20 protein-coding genes and 4 pseudogenes are annotated in these 22284 nt (G+C 40.8%); 17 read left to right on the forward strand and 7 right to left on the reverse strand.

The window, feature by feature from the left end:
- The 9 genes and pseudogenes from ACIQXV_RS28375 to ACIQXV_RS28415 form a co-directional block, all read left to right on the forward strand.
- Positions 1–477, forward strand: a pseudogene (locus ACIQXV_RS28375) (hypothetical protein); the annotation flags it as partial.
- A gap of 104 nt (positions 478–581) precedes the next feature.
- Positions 582–821: pseudogene (locus tag ACIQXV_RS28380) on the forward strand (CPBP family glutamic-type intramembrane protease).
- A gap of 188 nt (positions 822–1009) precedes the next feature.
- Positions 1010–1069 (forward strand): annotated as a pseudogene (gene rpsI / locus ACIQXV_RS28385) (30S ribosomal protein S9); the annotation flags it as partial.
- Between the two features lie 288 nt (positions 1070–1357).
- Positions 1358–1453: pseudogene (locus ACIQXV_RS28390) on the forward strand (hypothetical protein); the annotation flags it as partial.
- Between the two features lie 16 nt (positions 1454–1469).
- Complete coding sequence (locus tag ACIQXV_RS28395; RefSeq protein WP_402965359.1) at positions 1470–1730, forward strand: hypothetical protein; 261 nt, start codon at positions 1470–1472, stop codon at positions 1728–1730.
- A 73-nt stretch (positions 1731–1803) separates the two neighbouring features.
- Complete coding sequence (locus ACIQXV_RS28400) at positions 1804–3750, forward strand: putative thiazole-containing bacteriocin maturation protein (protein ID WP_402965311.1); 1947 nt, start codon at positions 1804–1806, stop codon at positions 3748–3750.
- Positions 3750–5690, forward strand: coding sequence for a TOMM precursor leader peptide-binding protein (locus tag ACIQXV_RS28405; RefSeq protein WP_402965314.1), 1941 nt, complete (start codon positions 3750–3752; stop codon positions 5688–5690). The genes ACIQXV_RS28400 and ACIQXV_RS28405 overlap by 1 nt, the downstream gene beginning before the upstream one ends.
- A 22-nt stretch (positions 5691–5712) precedes the next feature.
- Positions 5713–7299, forward strand: a complete 1587-nt coding sequence (locus tag ACIQXV_RS28410; RefSeq protein ID WP_402965317.1) for a SagB family peptide dehydrogenase — start codon at positions 5713–5715, stop codon at positions 7297–7299.
- A 308-nt stretch (positions 7300–7607) separates the two neighbouring features.
- On the forward strand, positions 7608–8315 hold the full coding sequence (locus ACIQXV_RS28415; RefSeq protein WP_402965319.1) for an SH3 domain-containing protein: 708 nt from the start codon (positions 7608–7610) through the stop codon (positions 8313–8315).
- A gap of 442 nt (positions 8316–8757) precedes the next feature.
- On the opposite strand, the gene ACIQXV_RS28420 is transcribed toward ACIQXV_RS28415, so the two are convergent.
- The 5 genes from ACIQXV_RS28420 to ACIQXV_RS28440 all read right to left on the reverse strand — a co-directional run bounded on the left by ACIQXV_RS28420 (position 8758) and on the right by ACIQXV_RS28440 (position 12778).
- Positions 8758–9399 (reverse strand): response regulator, encoded by a 642-nt coding sequence (locus ACIQXV_RS28420; protein ID WP_402965322.1) that lies wholly within the window; start codon positions 9397–9399, stop codon positions 8758–8760.
- 12 nt (positions 9400–9411) lie between these two features.
- Positions 9412–10530: a GAF domain-containing sensor histidine kinase gene (locus tag ACIQXV_RS28425; RefSeq protein WP_402965324.1), complete on the reverse strand. Its 1119-nt coding sequence runs from the start codon at positions 10528–10530 to the stop codon at positions 9412–9414.
- Positions 10531–10658: 128 nt separating this feature from the next.
- Positions 10659–11015, reverse strand: a complete 357-nt coding sequence (locus tag ACIQXV_RS28430) for a VOC family protein (RefSeq protein WP_402965326.1) — start codon at positions 11013–11015, stop codon at positions 10659–10661.
- A gap of 14 nt (positions 11016–11029) precedes the next feature.
- Positions 11030–12061, reverse strand: a complete 1032-nt coding sequence (locus tag ACIQXV_RS28435; protein WP_402965328.1) for an S-adenosylmethionine:tRNA ribosyltransferase-isomerase — start codon at positions 12059–12061, stop codon at positions 11030–11032.
- Positions 12062–12064: 3 nt separating this feature from the next.
- Positions 12065–12778 (reverse strand): SDR family NAD(P)-dependent oxidoreductase, encoded by a 714-nt coding sequence (locus ACIQXV_RS28440; RefSeq protein ID WP_402965330.1) that lies wholly within the window; start codon positions 12776–12778, stop codon positions 12065–12067.
- A gap of 275 nt (positions 12779–13053) precedes the next feature.
- Here ACIQXV_RS28440 and ACIQXV_RS28445 point away from each other — a divergent pair, with 275 nt between their 5' ends.
- The 6 genes from ACIQXV_RS28445 to ACIQXV_RS28470 all read left to right on the forward strand — a co-directional run bounded on the left by ACIQXV_RS28445 (position 13054) and on the right by ACIQXV_RS28470 (position 19343).
- Positions 13054–14595 carry a spore germination protein gene (locus ACIQXV_RS28445; RefSeq protein ID WP_402965332.1) on the forward strand — a complete coding sequence of 514 codons (1542 nt, stop codon included), beginning with the start codon at positions 13054–13056 and terminating at the stop codon, positions 14593–14595.
- On the forward strand, positions 14595–15692 hold the full coding sequence (locus ACIQXV_RS28450; RefSeq protein WP_402965354.1) for a GerAB/ArcD/ProY family transporter: 1098 nt from the start codon (positions 14595–14597) through the stop codon (positions 15690–15692). The genes ACIQXV_RS28445 and ACIQXV_RS28450 overlap by 1 nt, the downstream gene beginning before the upstream one ends.
- Positions 15689–16804 (forward strand): Ger(x)C family spore germination protein, encoded by a 1116-nt coding sequence (locus tag ACIQXV_RS28455; RefSeq protein ID WP_402965334.1) that lies wholly within the window; start codon positions 15689–15691, stop codon positions 16802–16804. The genes ACIQXV_RS28450 and ACIQXV_RS28455 overlap by 4 nt, the downstream gene beginning before the upstream one ends.
- A 97-nt stretch (positions 16805–16901) precedes the next feature.
- Positions 16902–17345, forward strand: coding sequence for a YbaK family protein (locus ACIQXV_RS28460; protein ID WP_402965336.1), 444 nt, complete (start codon positions 16902–16904; stop codon positions 17343–17345).
- A gap of 104 nt (positions 17346–17449) precedes the next feature.
- Complete coding sequence (gene cwlD / locus ACIQXV_RS28465; RefSeq protein WP_402965357.1) at positions 17450–18151, forward strand: N-acetylmuramoyl-L-alanine amidase CwlD; 702 nt, start codon at positions 17450–17452, stop codon at positions 18149–18151.
- 139 nt (positions 18152–18290) lie between these two features.
- Positions 18291–19343 (forward strand): Mrp/NBP35 family ATP-binding protein, encoded by a 1053-nt coding sequence (locus tag ACIQXV_RS28470; protein WP_402965338.1) that lies wholly within the window; start codon positions 18291–18293, stop codon positions 19341–19343.
- Positions 19344–19424: 81 nt separating this feature from the next.
- On the opposite strand, the gene gerD is transcribed toward ACIQXV_RS28470, so the two are convergent.
- Positions 19425–20039, reverse strand: a complete 615-nt coding sequence (gerD, locus tag ACIQXV_RS28475) for a spore germination lipoprotein GerD (protein WP_402965341.1) — start codon at positions 20037–20039, stop codon at positions 19425–19427.
- 150 nt (positions 20040–20189) lie between these two features.
- Between gerD and ACIQXV_RS28480 the strand changes: the two genes are divergently transcribed.
- Positions 20190–20870 (forward strand): KinB-signaling pathway activation protein, encoded by a 681-nt coding sequence (locus ACIQXV_RS28480; protein WP_402965343.1) that lies wholly within the window; start codon positions 20190–20192, stop codon positions 20868–20870.
- 23 nt (positions 20871–20893) lie between these two features.
- On the opposite strand, the gene pdaB is transcribed toward ACIQXV_RS28480, so the two are convergent.
- Positions 20894–21646 carry a polysaccharide deacetylase family sporulation protein PdaB gene (gene pdaB, locus ACIQXV_RS28485; protein ID WP_402965346.1) on the reverse strand — a complete coding sequence of 251 codons (753 nt, stop codon included), beginning with the start codon at positions 21644–21646 and terminating at the stop codon, positions 20894–20896.
- A 138-nt stretch (positions 21647–21784) separates the two neighbouring features.
- Between pdaB and ACIQXV_RS28490 the strand changes: the two genes are divergently transcribed.
- Positions 21785–22015 (forward strand): hypothetical protein, encoded by a 231-nt coding sequence (locus ACIQXV_RS28490; protein ID WP_402965349.1) that lies wholly within the window; start codon positions 21785–21787, stop codon positions 22013–22015.
- The last annotated feature ends 269 nt before the right edge of the window (positions 22016–22284 follow it).

Below are 22284 nucleotides of genomic sequence, written 5' to 3' on the forward strand. Positions count from 1 at the left end.
CGAAAGAAGAGAAAGGCCAAAGAGGCGCCGAAGAAAAGAAACGGAAAGAAGAGAAAGGCCAAAGAGGCGCCGAAGAAAAGAAACGGAAAGAAGAGAAGGGCCAAAGAGGCACCGAAGAAAAGAAACGAAAAAAGGAGAAAGGCCAAAGAGGCACCGAAGAAAAGAAACGGAAAAAAGAGAAAGGCCAAAGAAGCGCCGAAGAAAAGAAACGAAAAAAGGAGAAAGGCCAAAGAGGCACCGAAGAAAAGAAACGGAAAGAAGAGAAAGGCCAAAGAGGCGCCGAAGAAAAGAAACGGAAAGAAGAGAAAGGCCAAAGAAGCGCCGAAGAAAAGAAACGAAAAAAGGAGAAAGGCCAAAGAGGCACCGAAGAAAAGAAACGGAAAGAAGAAGGGCCAAAGAAGCACCGAAGATAAGAACCGGAAAGAAGAGAAAGGCCAAGGCCGAAAAAAAATAGAGTGGAGTTTCTTCGTCGAGTAATGAAAGACCAATACGACATATTAAAAGCGAATACGAGTTGATTGGCGGTTCATGATTATTTTTTCAATTTTAACTCCGTGCTTGAAGAAATCATTTGGAGAGGCATGCTTCTAAGTCGTTTTTCTGAGCACTTTGGCAATCGATGGGCGGTAATGATAACGAGCATAGGCTTTGGGCTGCAGCATTATTCCCTTGGATTCTCTTGAGGTGTTTGCCTTTTATTCACTTTGGGAGGGCTGTTTTTTGGGGCTATTACAGTCAAATCAAAAAGTATCGTTCCTGCAGTAATATGGCATATGTCAATCAATGCCTTAATGGTTCTTAGCGGAATGATATTAAAATAAACCAATGTATGGATATCCCTCGCCAAATGAATGGGCGGCATGATGTAATCTCTGACCACATTTTGACCACGAAACATATAGAAGGGTGTAACATTCATTTTTTAAATTAACCTAAAAAAGCCTGTTTTATCAGGCTATTTAAGAATTATTTTATTTCGTATTTCTAACTATTTAATATATAAATTTAAGAACGAAAAAAATACGGACTTAAAGGTGCTCGTCGTGCGCCTCAGTTCTCAAAACGTTAATTTATACGTTTCAAAGGCTCTCAACCAATTTGGTTGGGGGTCTTTTTTATTATTCGAGAGGACCCCTAGGTGCCCAACCGTGAAATAGGCTCCTAAATCAGTAACAACCACCTAAAAAGAATCATATTTTGTTGAAGAGAGTAAACGTATTATCTGATGGTTTCATCTCATAAAACCCACAAATTCATTTCACTTTATTCTCAAGTCAGGAGATGGATTTCCCTGATTATTAAATATAAAGGGGAGGAAGAAATGCATAATTTTCAGAATGGTTTACAATCATTAGGAATGGATCATTACCAAGTTGGTGAATTAATTCCTATAGATCCTCAGAGCCAAGATTCGCGTGTGTTTGGTATGCGCTGTGGAGGCTTCGGTCGCTGTGGAGGCTTCGGTCGCTGTGGAGGCTTTGGTCGCTGCGGAGGCTTTGGTCGCTGCGGAGGCTTTGGTCGTTGCGGAGGCTTTGGTTGTGGCGGTTTCGGTTGTGGCGGCTGTGGTGGCTGCTTCGGTTTTAGCTGTTTCGGTCTCGGTTTCGGTTTTAGCTGTTTCGGTTTCGGTTTTATTTAGTTGTTTTGGAGTCTCAGAAAAAAATAGTTATTTTATGATAAGAAAGTGCCCCCTGCATGGACATGTGCCGCAGGAGGCACTTTTTTTTGGTTAATCATAATGGACAAATAAACGTACATAAAATGATAGTGCATAATTAGGACTAATTTGATTTAAGGAGGAGCTGAATGACAAAACTTAACTCGTCCACACGTTTAAAGATCAAAAGGGATTCATTTTATCTACCAGATCAAAAGGGCGGTGTGTATTTTAGAAATAACTTAAGTTCATTCCAAATGGAAGGAAACACTATTTACCAATGGATTGAAAAATTAGTGCCAATGTTTAACGGGGAGCAATCATTGGGAGATTTAACAGAGGGATTAACGGCCCCGTATCGCAACAGGGTATATGAGATTGGAGAGACGTTGTACAAGAATGGCTTTGTTCGCGATGTTAGCCAAGATAGGACACATGATTTAAACCCCAAAGTCCTAGAAAAGTATGCTTCACAAATTGAATTTATCGAGAATTTTGTAGATTCTGGTGCGTACCGTTTTCAAGAATACCGTCAAGCTAAAGTTCTGGCTATTGGTTCTGGATCCTTTATGGTGTCATTGGCTGCTGCATTAATTGAATCGGGACTTCCAAAATTCTATTTCATGTTGACCGATTCAGTACCTACAAATCAATTGCGGATAAATGAGTTAGTACGCAATGCCTACAATGTTGACTCTGAAGTGGAGGTTGAGCAAGTACCATTTGAAAAAAGGGACGGAAGGAGTTTTTGGCAAGAAGCTTTGCATCCATATGATTGGATTCTATATGTCTCTCAGGATGGAAATGTAAAAGAACTTAGGAATCTGAATATGGTTTGCAAAGAGCAAAGGAAAGGGTTTTTTCCTGCCATATGTTTAGACCAAGTGGGGCTTGCTGGTCCATTGGTTCATCCGGAATCAGAGGGATGCTGGGAGTCAGCATGGCGCCGAACCCATCAATCTTCATTGCAAGTAGATCGGCAGCCGCAATCTTTCTCTACAACTGCCGGAGCCATTATGGCCAATGTCACCGTATTCGAATTTTTCAAAAAGGCTACAGGAATTGCGGGTTCAAATCAGAGTAACCAAATTTACAAACTTGATATTGAAACGCTGGAAGGAGACTGGATTTCATTCATCACACATCCATTGGTTACAAATAAAAGTGTCTCGCCAAGACTGGTGGAAGATCTTGATGTAAGGATAAAGGAAGAAAAGAGTAATAACGAACCTTCGAGTAACCTCTTGGAATATTTCAGTTTATTAACTTCGGAAGAAACAGGAATTTTCCATACCTGGGAGGAGCGAAACTTGAAACAGCTTCCTCTTTCGCAGTGCTATGTTCAAGCGGTTAATCCAGTGTCAGATGGACCAGCAGACCTCCTGCCAGAGGCTGTCTGTTCGGGTTTTACACATGTGGAGGCAAAGAGGGAAGCGGGACTGACTGGTATTGAAATGTATGTTTCACAAATGTTTAAGGAATGTAGTGATCAAAAAGAAAAGGCTGGTGAAAACATACCAGGGGGGTTAATCGGCATTGGTGCAGGAGAAACAGTCGAAGAGGCAGTTTGTCGCGGCTTGCAAGCCTATTTAGAGAAAGAATTGAGAAATAAAAAGGACGATCTACTAAATCCCGTTTTTCGCGTACAACTGGGAGAAATTGAAGATCAACGCTGCAGATTTTATTTAAATGCCCTGACTACCTTAAATGGTGCACCGACTATCGGTTTAGAAAATGAAATACTAGGCTTCCCCGTTATATGGATAAAGTCGCAGGGGCGTCGGTACACTAGTACAGGTTTAAATACAACGTTGGCTTTACGGAGTGCATTACAACAAGTGATTTTGGATAAACAAAATCAGGTGCAGGCAACCGAAAGGATATCGGAATCAGCTGTATTTTTGAAAGAAAAGGAATTTAAACTCGGAATCCCTTCTTGTGAAGAAATAACACAATTAGAGCTATTACAATCTTCCATTCAGGTTTTGAGCCAAAACAGCAAACGCCTATTCGTTTATGATCTTGCGTTCGAACCATTTTTAAAACAGGAATTGGCAGGGGTGTATGGTGTGAAGGTTCGAGAGGAGGAATCCTAGTGGCCGCCCATATTCTCATTGACGGAGAGGGTTTATTAGCGGATTATGTCTTTGATCAATTGTCCGGCAATTATCTAGTAAGGCGTCAAAGCCTATTAGAAGAGGTTCTCGAAGAAACAGAATTAGCTCTGGTGTTGCACGATGCCTGGAATCCAGCCATTCATCAAAAAGCGGAGGAAAAATACAGGAACACAGGTATTCCGTGGCTGCGAGGTTTCGTTTCCTTTGGGGAGGGAATTATTGGTCCTTTAGTTCGCCCTGATACACCGGGATGTTCTTGCTGCGCTGACATACGGCGCTTGATAGCTGGATCCGATCGAAAAGAAATGTGGCAGCTACAGCTAAGGATGGCAGCAGGAGAAGGTGTCATGCAAGATGCATGGGCATCAAGAACAGGACTATCACAAATGGCAGCTTTGATATGTAACGAAGTTCAAAAGGTTCTTCAAGGAGAACCCAGCAATTTAGAAGAAAGAGTGTTCATTATTAACCTGAGAACTTTAACGAATGCTAGTCACCTTTTCTTACCGAATCCCTTGTGCCCGATTTGCAGGCCATTACCTGATGATACACCAGAATTAGCCCAAATTAGGATAGAATCTAGCCCTAAATTTAATGGCCAAGATTATCGCTGCCGTTCGATGGATGAATTTAAAATAGTACTAGTCAAAGACTATCTAGATTACCGTACTGGTGTCATGAATGGAAAAATCCAAGATTTCACGCTGCCATTTGCTGATGTTTTAGTGAACATGCCGTTATTTGAAGCGGACGAGGGAGTTGCAGGCCGGTCTAATTCTTATGAAATGAGTGAGCTGACTGCCATTTTAGAGGGTTTGGAACGATATTGCGGGATCGAGCCTCGAGGCAAAAGGACAGTAGTTCGGGATAGTTATCATAATGTAAAGCAACATGCACTAGATCCTACAAGAGTAGGTTTGCATGAAAAGGAACAATACGCAACGCCTCATTTTCCGTTTAAACCGTATCATCCTGATAAACCAATGAATTGGGTCTGGGGCTATTCGTTTTTGCAAGAACGTCCTATACTGGTTCCGGAGTTACTCGCCTATTACAGCTTGGGCCACGGGGAGTGCTTTGTTTATGAAACCTCCAACGGCTGTGCATTAGGGGGGAGTTTAGAAGAAGCTATTTTCCATGCCATTATGGAGGTTGTCGAGCGGGATTCATTCTTGATAACCTGGTATGCAAAACTCCCCCTTCCGCGCCTTGACCTTAGTTCTGCTAACGATAAAGAATTACAGCTGATGGTCGACCGTATACGTGAGGTGGCGGGATATGACCTTCATTTTTACAATTCGACGATGGAACATGCGATTCCAAGCGTGTGGGCAGTGGCAAAAAACAGAAGATCCAAGGGTGTAAACCTCATTTGTGCAGCCGGAGCTAACCCTGATCCTGTAAGGGCTGTAAAAAGCGCCATTTACGAGCTTGCAGGAATGATGGTTAGGCATGACGAAAAATTGGAGGCAAACCAGGAGAAATATCAACATATGTTACAGAACCCGTTCGCAGTACGGACCATGGAGGACCATGGTTTGCTGTACGGGCTGCGAGAAGCAGAGGAACGGCTGAATTTTTTATTGGATGATCAACGTCCATTACGTACGTTTGCAGAAGAATTCAAGGAACCGCCTGCAAATCCTGATTTGAAGGAAGATCTTCAGGATATTCTTCAAAGGTTCCACCGGTTAGATCTGGAGGTCATTGTGGTGGACCAAACGACACCGATAACCAAACGGAATGGATTATCCTGTGTGAAGGTAATGATCCCTGGTATGTTACCGATGACATTCGGACATCGCCTGACCCGTGTGAAAGGGCTAGAGAGGGTCCTTTCAGTGCCAATGAAACTTGGATATAGAAAACAGCCGTTATCGTATGAACAGCTTAATTCATATCCCCACCCATTCCCATAATTGAAAAGTAGGAGGTGTCAGATTGGAGCTAGAAACATTTGTACATCATCTTCACTTTAACACGGAAAAAATCACTCCGCCAGATTGGCAAGTGGACTGGGAGGATGCACCACTTCCCTATAAACTGTACCGCGGCTTACCAGAGATTGCACTGAGTTCAGATGTACCGATAACACTGGGCGGACGGGAAGCTAAGGCAGAACCTAGTCTGCAGGAGCTAGGTCATTTCTTATGGTATGTATACGGCCTTACTCAATACTCTCAATCCGCTTTATTCGAGGACACCGAGGAAAAGGCTGCTGTGAGCTATGCCCAGTTATTGCGCAGATTTGTACCCTCTGGAGGGGCGTTATATCCCAATGAATTATATGTGTATGTAAAGCTGGAGGACACACCAATAGGAATTTACCATTATGATGCGGCACATCACCGCCTCCTTTTGCTGCGAGAAGGAAATTACGATTCCTACTTATCAAGAAGTCTTGGGAATAGCTGTGATCTTTCTGACTGTTTCTGTACTGTTTTTGTCTCGACGCTTTTTTGGAAAAATTTTTACAAATACAATAATTTTTCCTACAGGCTCCAAGGGTTAGATGCAGGTGTGTTAATTGGGCAATCTTTAGAAGTGGCCAATACGATGGGGTTTTCATCTCGGGTATGCTACCAATTTCTTGATAGGTCTATTAATCATTTGCTTGGGCTGTCTAATCAGGATGAAAGTATATATGCAGTTATTCCATTATCTGTTAATCAACCCATCAACGGTGTTGACAACGATCATAATAGAGAGGAAATTGTTTCTGCCACTGAATTGTGCCGGGAAGTGCCACTGTTGGAGCATGTTTCCTATAACCGTTCAAAACGGGTTATTGATTATCCGATGCTGAGGAAATTTAATGAAGCAGCCATGTTTGAAACAGCAGAGTCATTTATGAAGATAAAGAAAGATAGTAGTATGAAACTTTCCTTAGATTCGGAAATGATCTTGCTTCCCTTTGCTGAGCGCCTTTCGTACGATCTCGCATCCGTATGCAGGGAGCGGCATTCTCCAGATATCGATTTTATCATAGGAAATGTGAGTCAAATAAAACTATCCACTTTGTTGAAAGAGACATTTTCCTTCTCGTATGAGAATGACCTTGACGCCACACATGGGAATGTGGAGAGTCGTGTTTCTTTGTATGGCAGTTTATACAACGTGGAAGGAGTTCCAAATGGTGCTTACTCTTATGACAATACCACTCATGCACTTCGGAGAATAACTCAGGGGGATTTTCGGGAGTTTTTACACTATGGATTAACAATGCCCAATGTGAATCTGTATCAAGTTCCGCTCTGTATGCATGTCGTTGGAGATAAGGATCACTTCAAAGAGGAATTGGGGTATAGAGGATATCGCATTCAACAGATGGAAGCGGGCATTCTCGTGCAACGTCTGCTCTTGGTGTCGTGTGCCTTAGGGATGGGGGGCCATCCACTGCTGGGATTCGATGCGAACCAATGTGATGAACTTTATAGGATAAATTCGAAAGGGAAAACCAGCTTGATCCAAATCCCAGTGGGTCCATACCGTCCCCGCGCCTGGTTAAAAGGGAGTTTGATTGGCTAGGGAGCGATAAGTGAAAAGCTCAGGGCTCGCCAATTGGCGAGTTTTCTTTAAAAGATAAGAAAGTATAAATTTCGATTTTGAGAATTGTCCAGCTCCAGCACCCTAGCGGCTAGTGTCCTTCGCTCTCCGCCCTACGATAAGTCAACATCGAATCGCCTCCGGCTCTTCGTGTTTCCTTTATCTCAGTTGGAGCGCTCCAGGCCATACGCCGCTGACCAGGGCGCTTCCGCTTTTCTTTATATCGCTTGACGATACGGGTTGCAATTAAACCTAAAAACCTTCATATTAAATAGAAAAGGAGGTGCGATATGCGACGTGATATACAACCGAATGAACCAGCTTTCTCTTCTAAGGAAGTGGCAGAAGAAGTGGGAATTGCAACACCCACTGTTCGAAAGTATAGCCAAATCTTAGAGCGGAATGGATATGAGTTTTTAAAAGATGGTGATCGGCGGATCTTTGTTCAATCCGACATCGAAGCGCTTATAGCGCTACGCGATACAGACAAGCCCCTAGACGATACAGCTAAAGACCTTGTATACCAACAAAAGAAAAGATTAGAAGGATCCAATGAAACAGAGATTGCGATATCCGATACATATGAAAATTTACCCCATGACCCCGATCAATTAAAAGAGGTCTTAATGTTTTTAGTCAATGAACTAGCGGCCACACGTGAAATGAATACCCAACTGTCAAACGATATGTCACAGCTAAAAACAAATGTTTCCCGGCTCCAGCAAGATCATCATGTTATAAGTTCTAGTATTGGAAATTCATCACAAAAAACTAATGCAAAAATTGAAAAATTATCTGAACAACAAAATACCCATTATGAAACCTTGCTGCAACAAGAAAATCAAATAAGCGAATTCTTACAAAAAGAAATACAAAATATGCGGGACGAACAGAAAAAAGAATGGCGTTCACAAAATGATTTTAATAAACGCTTAGAAGAAGCGATACAAAAGCCTAAAGAAAAATGGGGGAGACTTTTCTCCATATTCCGAAAATAGGGCTTATTTAAGGCCTTTTTTGCTTTTTATAAAGATTTTATGTTGCGTATCGCTGGGCGATATGGATATGAGTTTTTAAGATGGCAATACCCGTGACTTTGTTCAATCCGATATAGAAGCGCTTATAGCGATACGGACAAGGCCTTGGACGATACAGCTAAAGACCTTGTGAATTAACAAAAAGAAAGATTAGAAGGAACAATGAAATCAAAAGCAGAAATTCTTCTTTGTTCCGACTTTTCGGATTCACTATTTTCCAAATTTCAACAAATTCCCGGGAAATATCTACAAATTCTGAGTAGATATCGACAAAATTATAAGCTTCTCAATAGCCATTTGTATTTGTTGATAAGAAAGAGAGCTACTATAGCATACAAACGGACTCTCAACCGATTTGGTTTGGGGAATGCAAAAACGGATGTGATTTTTGCTCAACATCCGTTTAGTCTACTAATTGATTTTTCACCGCATAAAGGGCAGCTTGGGTCCTGTCAGCCAGCTCGAGCTTTGCCAAAAGGTTTGATACATGTGTTTTAACGGTCTTTTCGGTAATGAATAAAGAGGCGGCGATTTCCTTATTGCTTTTTCCTTTGGCAATTTCCTTTAAAACATCTAACTCTCTTTTGGTTAAATCCTCGAGTAAATTTTTTTCTAGCTTGCTTTTATTGGACAAATTGGCCAGTAGATGTGAAGTCGCTGTCGGATGAAGCTGGTTTTCTCCGCTCATAATTTTTTTAATTGATGCGACAAGTTCATCAGGCTGGATGTCCTTTAGCTGGAATCCGGAAGCACCTGCTTCAAGGGCGGGAATTACATGGTCTTGATCTGAAAAGCTGGTCAACATCATAATTTTGATTTCTGGCAGTTCTTTTTTAATGATTTTTGTTGCTTGGATTCCGTCCATTTCAGGCATAACCAAATCCATGAGAATAAGATCAGGCTTTAGCGATTTTGCCAGTTCAACGGCCTCTTTCCCATTTGCAGCTTCTCCGATAATGTCAAATCCCTTTTGCGTCCGTAGAAAAAAGACCAAGCCCCTTCTGACAACATGGTGGTCATCTACTATTAGGATGCGTATACTCACTGAATTTCCCCCCTAAAACGGAATTTGGATTTTTATTTCTGTCCCGCTTCCCGATTTACTCTTTAATTGAAATGTCCCATTTAACGCTTCTGTCCGTGCTTTCATATTTTTTAATCCCAATGAAGGGATTTCAAGATTTTCATCGTAATGGAAGCCGCAGCCCGAATCCTTAATGGTCATCTTTACCCCATCTTTGGAAGCTTGAAAAAATAAAGCCGCAGCTGTAGTCTGAGAATGCTTTTTACAATTGGCCAGAGCTTCTTGGCCGATTCGCCACAACGCTTCTTCCACCTTACCGGGAATGCTGGCTGCTCCTGTTACCGTTGTTTCGATGGACAGGCCAAGCATATTAGCATAACTTCTTAGGGCACTAACAAGTCCGTTTTCCAGTCCCTGCGGCCGCAGCTGCCAGATTAATGCTCTCATTTCCCCAAGAGCCTCTTGGGCTAAATCCTGAATGTAGCTGAACGTTTGTTTGACTTCATCGGTTTGTGTCATTTCCACTCCTGCCCTGGCGGTAAGGCTGAGGGAAAATAACAGCTGATTAACGGAATCGTGAAGATCCCTCGCAAGCCGGTTTCGCTCAGCCACAAGTGCTGTCTCTTGCTCCCGCTGTGTCAGTTTGATTCGTTTCAAAGCGGTTCCGATTTGATAGGCAACTGCTTCGAGCAATGCAAGTTCATTTTTCTCGAAATGGGTTTTGTTTGGTGCACCTACATTTAAGATCCCAAACCGTTCCTGTCCTGCTCGGAGCGGGACGGTAGCATGATGGGTCAGGCCGCACGTTTCACCGGCGTCCTCTTCAATTGCCTCTTCAATTCGTTTACATTCCATAATATTCGATGCTTTATTAAGTTGCCGATTGTTATATTTATTGACACACCAGCACTTTCCTTGGCACATTCTTTGTTTTTGGTTATTGACCAATGCGGGCGGAAGGGCTGCATCGGCAATGAGCTGATGCTCGCCATGTTCATCGATTAAAAAAATCCAACCTGTTTGCAGTCCAGTAACGTGAAGGAGTTTTTTCAACACGCCAGATAAAACGGCTTTGGTATCCGTTCCTTCATTTAAAAGCTCCGCAATTTCCTTTAAAATGCCGATTTCCTCATATCCAGCCTCTACAGACACGTCAAAATTCCCCTCCAAGGTAAAGTATTTACTGTTATTATAGCTTATTTACAATTATCAGACTTCCATGATTTATGAAGGGCAGATTGTAGAATAGAACCATGAGGAAAGTCCTTCATAACAAGTAGTTAGCCTAACGTATTAAGTTTAGTCTGTAAAAACTCAATAATCTCCCGATCGGGTCCTTCATAAAAAACGGTATTCCAGCCATTGTCCAGCTCATAAGGTCCTTCTATTTTTCGAACTTCAGCGAACCGGTTCATCACTTCAAGGACACTGCTTACCTCAAAGCAAATGTGAGCCGTTTGGTCGATCGCTTGTCGACCGGAAATTAACTCTAGTCTAAAGTCTCCCAAAACCAGGAACACAATCACTTCTCCCATGAAAGAAAGACGGCTTTCTTCCTGAAAACTCAAATATTTTTTATAAAAGGCTAGAGATTCCTCCATATTTTTCACTTCCAGGGCATAATGATGAAATCGCATATAGAAGCCTCCAATCATAAAATGAGATTCATATCCCCAAACTCATGCCATAGATAGCGGGATTCGATTGCTTGATCATATGCCTGAAGCAAATGTTTTTCAGATACAAAGGCGGACAGCATATCGAGATGGCTGGCTTTCGGTTCATGCAAACCAGTAATGATACCATCCGCCATTTTTAAAGGATAATGTTGATCGATATATAGATTTGTCATCCCAGACAGTGCACCGTTTTTAGCTGCAGTCTCAAGAGCTCTAACCACAGTCGTACCAACCGCGATTACCCTTTTTCCAGATGCTTTAGTCTGGAGAATCCGTTCCATTGTCTGTTCTGAAATTTGATACTCTTCCTCATTTTCTTCAGGTGTTTGGTGCCATTGATCATCAAGTAAATAGCTTAATCCTGTATGCAGTTGGATATATTCAACCTGTATGTCTTTCCGCATCAGTTTAAATAACAGCTCCCAGCTAAATGCCCTGCCGGCAGAAGGCATCTCTACTGAGCCGGGATGACTGGCAAAAACCGTTTGATAGTAATCCAAGTCCCAGGGCTGTTCAATATATTCGTAACGTACCGGTTCACCAAGTGCATAGATGATATTGAATAAATCCGGTCCTTTTTTAGTAAACTGAATGATTTTTAGAGGGGAGTTTTCTTTTTCCCCGATCATCGTTGCTGCCAATTCAGGTGAAAATTGTAAAATATCGCCAGCTTTTACAGGATTCGCAACAACGAGTGCATCCCAAGTATCCTCACCACGGCGTCTTGCCAGCCGAACTTCAACCTTTGGTGCCAGTTGAATCGTATTTCGACGCCATTCGGCATGTAAAACCGCGGGTATGGTGCGGCTATTATTTAATATAACTAAATCCCCAGCTTGGAGATAATTTGCCAAGTGGAAGAAACGGTCATGCTTGATTTCTCCTGTTGTCCGGTCTAGAACCATCATCCGGACATGATCCCTTCGTAAGCCTCGTTTTTCAGGGGGAAGGGATGCATTCAGTTCCTCAGGAAGATAAAAATCCAACGCTTTAGTCGCAACCATTCCTTACACCTCCTCTGACTGGGCCTCAAACCGCTGGCCATTAATTCCTGCAGCCTTTTCCGAGGCGAGATATAAAAATATGTCAACAACATCCTCAGGCTTCGCCAAGGGGTAATCGCAATCGGGAACAGCCAGGTCATGCATGTCTGTGTCCATTTCTCCAGGATCGACCATGTTGACGCGGACATTCGTTTCACTCAATTCATCTGCCCACGTTTGGGTGAGGCCTTCAACAGCAAATTTTGAAATTCCATATGCGCCCCAACCCGCAAAGCCTGTATGGCCGGCTTCAGATGTCACATTGATTATTGATCCAACGTTTCGCTCAAGCATTCCCGGAATCACTCTTCTCGTTACAAGAAATGGCGAAACGGCATTCACCCGGAGCACTTCGGCAAAGTCCTCTTCAGGGTAATCGAGCAGTAATGGCATTGGACTTGGTCCCAAAATAGAGGCGTTATTAATCAAGACATCAATACGCCCATAGACTTCCTCTGCCATCGCAACGAATCGTTCCACATCCCTTGACTTGGAAATATCAGCAATTACCGCCAGCACTTCAGCACCTAAATCGAGAGCTTCTTTCTTCACCTTGAGCAGGCCTTCCGAGGATCTTGCACATATCGCCAACCTGGCACCATCCTTTGCAAAAGCTAACGTCAATGCTCTTCCTAACCCTTTAGAGGCCCCAGTAATCATTACAACTTTATGTTCCATTTCTAATCTCCCCTTCATTTCTTGATGTCTTAAGCATACCGGTTCCTTCCAAATCCTCCCTCAGAAAAAAGCTTGAACTTTATCTACAACTTTTGGCTGAAAAATGGGGCATTAGTGGCCGTATGATTGTGGAGGTGAACCATCCTTTGTTTGTGAAAATAATATCCATAAGGGGAGTATTTCATTTAAATTCCTATGTTGTTTAGGAGTGGTATATCCATCCATTTTAAAACACAAACTAACCTATCAAATTCCATAATAGGTGGGATTCCTCCATGCCTTTTTTTCAAAAATATAAAAGAGAAAAAAAGCAACATCATTTAATGCAAAAACAGCAAACGAACCTAAACCAAAAACTTATTAGTTCGAAATTAAAGGAGAATCTTGCGGTTATTCAAGAGATATTTAGCGATACTCCCGATTTAGTGGTGAGGAACTTTGTGATAAAACAAACACAGTTCCACGCAGCACTTGTTTATTTAAGTGGACTTTCAGATAAACTGGCGATAAATCAACATGTTTTAAAACCTCTATTATTTGAAGCTGATCAGGACAAAGATTTTGATGTAAAGGTATCACTTGGTCTAATAAAAGAAGTGACTGCCTGGCCGGAACTGGAAAGTGATATTTTAGAGGGCTGCAGTATTTTGTTTATAGATGGGCGGGCAGTGGCGTACCATTTTGATACACATGGATGGCCTCAAAGGGGAATCGAAGATACTTCGATTGAGTCTTCTTTACGTGGGGCACATGAAGGGTTTGCCGAAACGGGTAGCACGAATATTGCCTTAATCCGCAGGCATATTCCCAACCGTGAGTTGAAAATAAAAGAAATGAAGATTGGTGAAAGAGGGAAAACGAATATTGCCATTATGTACTTAGCCGATGTTGCCAATCCTGAAGTATTGCAAGAGATTATTGATCGGATTAACAAACTGGAAATCGATTTCCTTTCAAATACAGCTTCATTGGCAGAATACATTGAGGATAACCCGTACTCTCCGTTCCCGCAATTATTTATAACGGAACGTCCTGATTTTGCAGCGTCAGAAATTTTTCAAGGGCGAATCGTTATCGTTGTCGATCGATCGCCCAATGTCCTCATTGGTCCGGCAACATTTGAATCTTTTTTCAAGAGTATGGATGACTATAGTCTGCGATGGATGGGTGCCTCTTTTTTACGGCTTATGAGGTATTTTGGGTTTGTAGCTGCCATCTTTCTTCCGGCTACCTATATTGCTGTCATTTCCTTTCACTTTGAAATCATTCCGTTAAAGCTGCTTTTATCTGTTGGTGCCTCGAGGGAGCGAGTTCCATTTCCGCCTTTCATCGAAGCGATCATAATGGAAATAACATTGGAAATGCTGCGCGAAGCAGGAATACGCCTCCCGGCAAAAATTGGCCAGACAGTTGGAATTGTTGGAGGTATTGTCATTGGTCAAGCAGCTGTTGAAGCAGGTATTGTTAGTAATATTATGGTGATTGTCGTAGCCCTAACAGCAATTGCTTCTTTTATTATACCCAATTATGATATGGGCTCAGCGATAAGAATGCTCCGATTTCCGATGATGATCGCAGCTTCATTATTCGGATTCGTGGGACTTACTGTGGGGCTAATGACCTTAATTGCCCATTTTGTTGCCCTTGAATCATTGGGTACGCCATATGGCAGTCCAATCGCCCCATTACGATTCTCGGATTGGAAGGATCTATTTATTCGATTTCCACTATGGTCTATGGTAAAGCGCCCTGAGAGTACAAGACCCGTTCAAGGGAAAAAGGCAAATTCTAGTCGTCCAGAAGGTGACAAACAGTGATGAAACATAAAAAGAACCAAATTACATTTATGCAATATATTTTATTGATTCATGGTGTGCAAGCAGGGGTCGGATTATTAACACTACCACATGATTTAGCTGAAAAAGCAGGGACGGATGGATGGATTTCCATTATTATTGGCTGGTTCTTATCTACACTTGCTGGTTTACTCATTATTCAGGTAATGAAAAAATACCCAAATGGAACCATCCTTGATCTACTAACCCATTATTTTGGAAGGTGGGTCGGAAAGGTGGCTGCTTTTGTTTTTGGATTGTATTTTGCCTTTTTGGCATCCATTATTTTTATTAGGGAATGCCTCTTTATCCAATTTTGGATTTTACCGCAAACAAGCATGGTTATTTTGATGTTGTTATTATCTATCCCCACTTACCTTATTGTGCGGAATAATATTACGATATTAGCCAGGTACTCCGAATTGGTATTTTTTATGACGATATGGTTGGTTCTCTTCTATTTTAACCCGTTAAAGGAAGGACACTGGCTCCATCTCCTTCCAATTGTAAAGGATGGCTGGCAACCCATTTTTGCAGCAGTTAAGATAACGATTTTTTCCTTTACAGGCTATGAAATTGCTTTCTTTGTCTATCCCTCTCTAAAGGAGAAACAAAAAGCATCCTTAGGATTGATCATTGCTAATACACTTACACTACTTGTATTATTGACAATCACAATTGTCACCTTCACTTTTTTCAGTCCGGACGAAATTACTCAATATAAAGAACCAGCCATTAATGTGCTAAAAGTCGTTGAATTTAAGTTTTTAGAAAGAATTGAAATTGTCTTTTTGTCCTTGTATGTATTTGTCATCTCGACGACTGTCTTGCCTTTAATGTATTCAACTGTTTTTTGTTTCAGTCAATTATTTGGTTCACAAAATCACAGTAAATATGTAGGTTGGTATCTCCTTCTAAATCTGGTGTATCTTATGTTTACCTCACAATCGTTTGATAGAAATGATCAGCTTCAAAAACTAGTTCAGCCATTAACGGTAACCCTTGCATACGTTTTTCCGTTTTGTTTATTGGTGTATGTTTGGCTTCATGATCTCGTTAAAAGGAGAGCCCATTTATGAAACGTTGGTTCCATGTGCTGTTTTCTATCTCCCTAGTCAGCATCCTTTCTAGTTGCGATGGTAAAGCGCCATTAGAGGATTTGACACTTGCCTTAATCCTTGGTGTGGACTTAGATGATGAAAACAATCTGACCTTTTATGAATTAAATCCCGTATTTAATAAAGGTGCCAAGAAAGGAAATGAGGCATATGAGGTAAAGGCGAAAACGATTCGAGATTCAAGAAGAGTATTTGACGGGTTAACGACAGGAGAAGTAACCGCTGGGAAAATCCAAGTATTATTAGTTGGCGAACGGGTCTTGGAACATGCGGGCTGGTTTTCTATTTTGGATACCGTTTACCGGAATCCGAATTTTTCCATGAATACAAGAGTCGTAGCGGTTAAGGGTCCTGTTTCGGATGTCATATTTTACAATCCAGGAGGAAAGCCGCAGTTATCTTTACATTTAAAAGCAGTGATTGATAAAAGCTATGATCGAACGAGGGCAGTAAAAGGTACGCTTCAAGAATTACACAGGGAGGTCTACGAAAAGGGCTTGACTCCCATTATTTCCGAAGTGAAAAAGGATAAGAAATTGGAATTAGCGGGAATGGCTCTCCTTTATAATAAAGGGAAATATGCTGCCTCACTGGATGTTCCTGAATCAACATTACTTCTTGTGTTAAAGAATGAAAAGAGGCGTGAAGTCACCCTGACAATTCCGATATTCTCACTCGAAAAAGAAAGTAACATTTTCCATAAAAACGAGATGAGTTTTGATGCTAGTCGAGTGAAAACAAAGATAAAAGCGGGATTTAAACAAAATAAATTCCATTTTGATATTAAAGTCAATATGACGGTAAATATTGTAGAACGTATATTTCCGGAAAATAGGGTTAAAAAAGCAGAGTTAATAAAGTTGATGGAAAAAGAAATGCAAAAACAATTTGAAGCCCTCCTTAAAAAAATTCAAAAAAATAAAATTGACCCAATTGGATTTGGTCTTTATGCACGTGCGTACCAATATGAGCAATTTAAAAAAGTGGATAATGACTGGAGTAAAGCACTTGCTGAATCTGATATCCATGTATCTGTTAAGGTAAAATTAAACGCGGACGGAGCGGTTAGATAATCACATTCGTATATAAAAATTGGCAATGGAAAATAGTCAAGACGTTGCATTTCTTATGAACGCGGGATAAAGACTAGTTCTAAGAGGTGAAAATGAAGTGACTGTGATTACAACCTTTAAAGAAAAAAGACGGGAAAAACAAATTAAATACGAGCGCTCCGTCCTTAAGGAGCTATCGATCAATACGTTGAAAGAAAGAGTACGACAATACTTTGGTTCCACAAAAATAGCTTCAAGCTTTGTGATGAATACAGGAATAGAAGAAGCGTGTTACGATGTGGCCTTGGAAGCCTTTCTGTTAGGGGCGAAATTCAGTAAGTTTGGCTATTATGGGGAAGATATGGAAGCAGTGCGCCTGCGCTGTTATAAAGAAGAAAAACACCTAATTGATACGCTTTACAACTTTTTACTTTACTGGGGGAATGGTGAAGAGGGTATTATGAGCGAATCGCTTTATTATTTATGTGAACAATATATCCACGTTTGGTGGCGTGAGGGATACGAAAAAGGCCAAAGAAGACGCAAACTCCGCCTTCATTAACACCCTTTCATTCTAAAGTTCTAAATTTTCTTCCTGTCCCATATATTTTATTGAACATGGACGAGCGGGAAGGAATGATTTGGGTGTTAAAGCGCAAATGGAAAATGATCAGCTTTATTGCGGGATTACTTGTGTTATTTTTCATATTACAACACGACTTTACCGAAAATGACTCATGGAAGTCATGGAATCTTCCATTGTCAGGGAAAATTATATTATTAGATGCTGGCCATGGCGGCCCCGATGGCGGTGCTGGAACCGGTGAAACGCTTGAAAAAGACATTGCTTTAGAAATAACACAAAAAGTAAGAAATTACCTTCAAGAGCAAGGGGCCTTGGTCATTATGACAAGGGAAAAGGACCAAGATCTGGCCTCTCCTGATACAAAGGGCTATAGCCGAAGAAAAGTAGAGGATTTGAAAAAGAGATTAAAGATGATTAATACAACTGATAATGACCTATTTGTCAGCATCCATTTAAATGCGATTCCATCGGCTAGATGGAGCGGCGCCCAAACTTTTTATGCCCCGCAACATAAGGAAAATGCCAGGGCAGCTAAATTTATACAGGAAGAGTTGGTCAGGAACTTAGAGAACACAACACGTAAGGCCAAGCCAATCAATCAAGTTTATATTTTAAAGAATGCAAAAAAACCGGGTGTGTTGGTAGAGGTTGGCTTTCTTTCTAATCCCGCAGAAAAGGCATTATTAAAAAAGGATGCCTATCAAGAAAAAGTGGCAGCTTCCATTAATATTGGAATTTTACGGTACTTTACGAATGAAAAGGAACTAAAAGAAACAGATTAGGGGGAGGTGGAAACACCTTCCATTTTTCTTGTTCATGATAGTTCTATAGGGATAATTGTGTGATTCAGTTAACTGTTTCCCTGTTAGGTTATGGTATACTTAGAGTTGGAAACGAATTCAATAGGTGAGGTGTTTTTTTATGTTAACAGATGTGAGAATCCGTGAGGTTCTTGGCGGCCTCAAGGAACCATTTTTACATAAAACATTAGCTGAATTAAATGCAATTGAGGAAATTAAGATTAAAGAAGAAAAGAACCACGTTAGTGTAAAGGTGCAGATTGCCAGGACGGGCACAAGTGAACAGCTGCAGCTGCAAACTCAAATCGTTAATCTATTAAAAGAAGCCGGAGCAGCTACTGTTGGCATCCGTTTTAGCGAGCTTCCTGAAGAAGTGTTGGCGGCAAATCGCCAGGCAGAACCTGAAAAAGAGACGAACCTTCTCAATTCAACCGATACTACCTTTGTTGCAATTGCCAGTGGAAAAGGCGGGGTAGGAAAATCAACAGTTTCTGTTAACCTTGCTGTAGCGTTAGCTCGTTTAGGGAAAAAAGTCGGCCTCATTGACGCAGATATTTATGGATTCAGCGTACCTGATATGATGGGGATTACGAAACGCCCTGTTGTCCGCGGCGAGAAAATTATCCCTGTTGAACGGTTTGGCGTCCAAGTTATTTCGATGGGATTTTTTGTTGAAGACAATGCTCCGATCATCTGGCGCGGTCCGATGTTAGGAAAAATGTTAAACAGTTTCTTCAATGAAGTAGAGTGGGGAGAAATTGATTATTTACTATTAGACTTACCACCAGGAACGGGAGATGTTGCCCTGGACGTACATACGATGCTCCCGGCATGTAAGGAAATTATCGTCACCACACCGCATCCAACGGCAGCCTTTGTTGCCGCTCGTGCAGGTGCAATGGCTTTACGCACAGAACATGAGGTGCTAGGAGTTATTGAGAACATGGCCTACTTTGAAAGTAAGCTTACCGGTGAAAAGGAATATGTCTTCGGCCGTGGCGGCGGAGATAAGTTAGCCGAGGAATTAAATACGGAAGTTCTCGGACGCTTACCGCTTAACCAACCTGACTGGAACGACGATGACTTTGCGCCATCCGTTTATCAGGAAGACCACCAAATCGGAAAAATTTATTTAGAAATTGCTGAAAAAATGGTAAACCTGCTTAAAAAGTAAAGATCAAAAGGCCGCTTCCATGATCAGGAAGCGGCCTTTTTCCTTTATCTCAGTCGAACGCTCCAGTCTACGCTTTTCTTATTAGCTGCCAGATTTATTTTGGTCGCCGCTGGATTGACCTCCGCCACTATCCTTGCTCGTCGCTTTACTTTTTGTTTCCTCTGCTGCTTTTAAGAGCAATTCTTCTATCTTTGCTCTAAAAAGCGGACTGTCGATTGTTTCTGAAATGACTTTTTGAAGATGTTCTCGATATTCTTTGCTTTTTAAGGCATCCGCCATTTCTTTTTGAATTTCAGGTTCTTTAAAAACCTCAATCATCATGCCTCTATACTCGGGGTCATTCATTAATTCCTTCAATAATTTTTCATTCTCGGATCTCATGTTTTTTGCAACGCCTTGAGCAAACTTTGCGTCACTAAACGTCTTTTTCCAAAATTCTGTGGCCTTATCCGAAGTTAACGTTTGCTGGATGGTGTCAGCCACAACCTTTTGATCCATCACAAGCTTTTCCTTCATCTTATCGTCCGACATCACATCCTGAATGGCCTTCTTACCATCATCTGTCTTAAGAATATCCACAACCATTTTTTTGGTTTGATCGTAATCAACCTGCCCTCCGCTGCTTGTATCACTTGAAGAACAGCTTGCAAGAAATAACATGATGGGCAGGAGGAGCAACATCTGTTTTGAAATCATTTAAAAAGCTCCTTTCACATATAGATCCTTAATTTTAGGATGAAGAAATAGTGACAAGATTATTCGCAGGTAAATCAAATTATGGATTTTTCAAATATTGCTTGGTACAATCAATAAGGGATTTACATTGATACTATGGAGGTTTCAAATGTGACAAGCCGTAATTTGGTAAAATTGTTTAGGAATTCATTATTAGTTGGCGGGGTCACGACAGTTATTGTGGGATTATTTGTACGCTGGCATGAATTGCAGCCCTTTTTTGTTGATTTTAAAATAAAAGATATTATATCTGCGATTCTTTGGTTATTGCTAATGGGCTTTTTGTATAGTGTCATTAGCCAAATGGGCTTTTTTGCGTATTTAACGGTCCATCGTTTTGGATTGGGTATCTTTAAATCAGCTTCCCTTTGGAATGGTATTCAAATTGTCCTTATTCTCTTTGGTCTATTTGATCTTGTTTACCTACGTTATACAAACTTTGCAAAAACGGGCGATTCTATGCTGCTATATCTGCTGCCTGCTCTCCTACTATTGATAGTCGGACTAGCTGTGGCGTGGTTAAAAAGTAAAGAGACCAATCGCGAAGCCTTTATTCCGGCACTATTCTTTATGATTGTTGCCACATTAGTAGAGTGGGTACCTGCATTAAGGATCAATGCTCAAAACTGGTTCTATTTAATGCTCTTTGCCTTAATGGCCTGCAATGCCTACCAATTATTAATTCTTCATAAATTGAATGCGCAATCTGAGCAGGAACGGCAGCAACGCTTAAAGCAAAAAGAAGGAAAAGCAAACAATAATAAAAAAATGAGCAAAAAACCGTCCATCTAATGGGCGGTTTTTTGTGGCTAACACTATCGAATTTCTTTTGATTGGACTTCTCCATTGGCAATCATTTCAGAAACTGACACGAGCTTTAAGCCTTTTTGCCGAATATCTGCCAAAATCAGTGGCAATGCTTTTGCCGTTTGTTTAGCAGCATCTGAGGCATGAAGAAGAATAATATCACCTTTTCCGGCCTTATTTACATTTTCCACAATTTTATCAACTCCGGGATTTTGCCAATCCTTTGAATCAATTTTCCAATGGACAACGGTATACCCATATCTATTCGCAATTTTTAAGGTGCGCTCATCGAAATGCCCTGTCGGTGCACGTAAAAGCTTTATTTCCTTTACATTTAGCTTTTTAAAGGCTACCTGAGCTTTTGATATATCTTTCGCTATTTTGGCATCCTCTAAATCTTTATAGTCTTCATAATCGTACCCAAGAATACCAATTTCATAACCCTCTTTTACGATTCGACTGACAATGTCGGGGTGCCGTTCTGCCCAAGATCCTGCCAAGAAGAAAGTGGCCGCCTTAACATTCTCCTTTTTCAATGTATCTAAAATCGGTTCTGCCTTTTCATCCCCCCAGCCAATATTAAAGGTAAGTGCAAGATCCTTTTCACCTCGATAAATTGCTTTCGAGCCATCCTTAGTTGAAAAGACAGGAATCTGTGCCAGGTTCTCAATATAGAGAAACCAAGCAGTAAAAAAAGCAGCAATTAAAATAAGCACTACACTCTTTAAAGACTTTCCGTTTAATACAAAAAAGAAATTCATCCTTCCCACCTCGTCCAATACCATCCTTGTCTCATACCTATGCTTGGATTTTTAATAATATGATTAAGGAATTTAATTATAAAATTTCAATAATTGGAAAAGACTACTATAACTAGAAATTTAGCTGGGGGTTGTTCAATGTTTGGACTTCTAATAAATGAGAAAGAAGTAAAAGAAATGGAATACCTGATCAAAAGAGAAATGGATGAGATATTATTTGATTTAAGGGATGAACGAATTGATCATATTGTAAAAAGAGCAATGGAAGAGCGGTATAAAATCCTTTTTGCCTTATTTAAAAGGGTTGCTTCTCCCCATGAATGCTTGAAATATATGAGAAGAGGAAAGAAGGACAGAAAAAAGGGCTAATAAAAATTACGTTCTTCACTTTTTTATGAAATGACGTTGACATTTATTTATTATCTTGTTATAGTAATAAACGTCGTTGCTGACAGTAAAAAAAACACTTTAAAAAAGTTGTTGACATTATGATTAGCCGGTGATATATTAAGAAAGTCGCTTTTGAGCGATTGTGAAATTGTTCTTTGAAAACTAAACAAACAAAAACGTCAACAAACAATAAATTATTAGCTTCTTATGAAGCTAAGCCAACGTAACAAATGAGCTAATCAACTTTC

The organism is Neobacillus sp. NPDC097160, assembly GCF_044762155.1.
GTDB lineage: Bacteria > Bacillota > Bacilli > Bacillales > Cytobacillaceae > Neobacillus.

Bases quoted from the DNA above. Each gene is read 5' to 3' on its own strand.
- ACIQXV_RS28400 (WP_402965311.1), top strand. From the start codon at position 1,804: ATGACAAAACTTAACTCGTCCACACGTTTAAAGATCAAAAGGGATTCA.
- ACIQXV_RS28415 (WP_402965319.1), top strand. From the start codon at position 7,608: ATGCGACGTGATATACAACCGAATGAACCAGCTTTCTCTTCTAAGGAA.
- ACIQXV_RS28430 (WP_402965326.1), bottom strand. From the start codon at position 11,015: ATGCGATTTCATCATTATGCCCTGGAAGTGAAAAATATGGAGGAATCT.
- ACIQXV_RS28435 (WP_402965328.1), bottom strand. From the start codon at position 12,061: ATGGTTGCGACTAAAGCGTTGGATTTTTATCTTCCTGAGGAACTGAAT.
- ACIQXV_RS28440 (WP_402965330.1), bottom strand. From the start codon at position 12,778: ATGGAACATAAAGTTGTAATGATTACTGGGGCCTCTAAAGGGTTAGGA.
- ACIQXV_RS28445 (WP_402965332.1), top strand. From the start codon at position 13,054: ATGCCTTTTTTTCAAAAATATAAAAGAGAAAAAAAGCAACATCATTTA.
- ACIQXV_RS28450 (WP_402965354.1), top strand. From the start codon at position 14,595: ATGAAACATAAAAAGAACCAAATTACATTTATGCAATATATTTTATTG.
- ACIQXV_RS28455 (WP_402965334.1), top strand. From the start codon at position 15,689: ATGAAACGTTGGTTCCATGTGCTGTTTTCTATCTCCCTAGTCAGCATC.
- cwlD (WP_402965357.1), top strand. From the start codon at position 17,450: ATGATCAGCTTTATTGCGGGATTACTTGTGTTATTTTTCATATTACAA.
- ACIQXV_RS28470 (WP_402965338.1), top strand. From the start codon at position 18,291: ATGTTAACAGATGTGAGAATCCGTGAGGTTCTTGGCGGCCTCAAGGAA.
- gerD (WP_402965341.1), bottom strand. From the start codon at position 20,039: ATGATTTCAAAACAGATGTTGCTCCTCCTGCCCATCATGTTATTTCTT.
- pdaB (WP_402965346.1), bottom strand. From the start codon at position 21,646: ATGAATTTCTTTTTTGTATTAAACGGAAAGTCTTTAAAGAGTGTAGTG.
- ACIQXV_RS28490 (WP_402965349.1), top strand. From the start codon at position 21,785: ATGTTTGGACTTCTAATAAATGAGAAAGAAGTAAAAGAAATGGAATAC.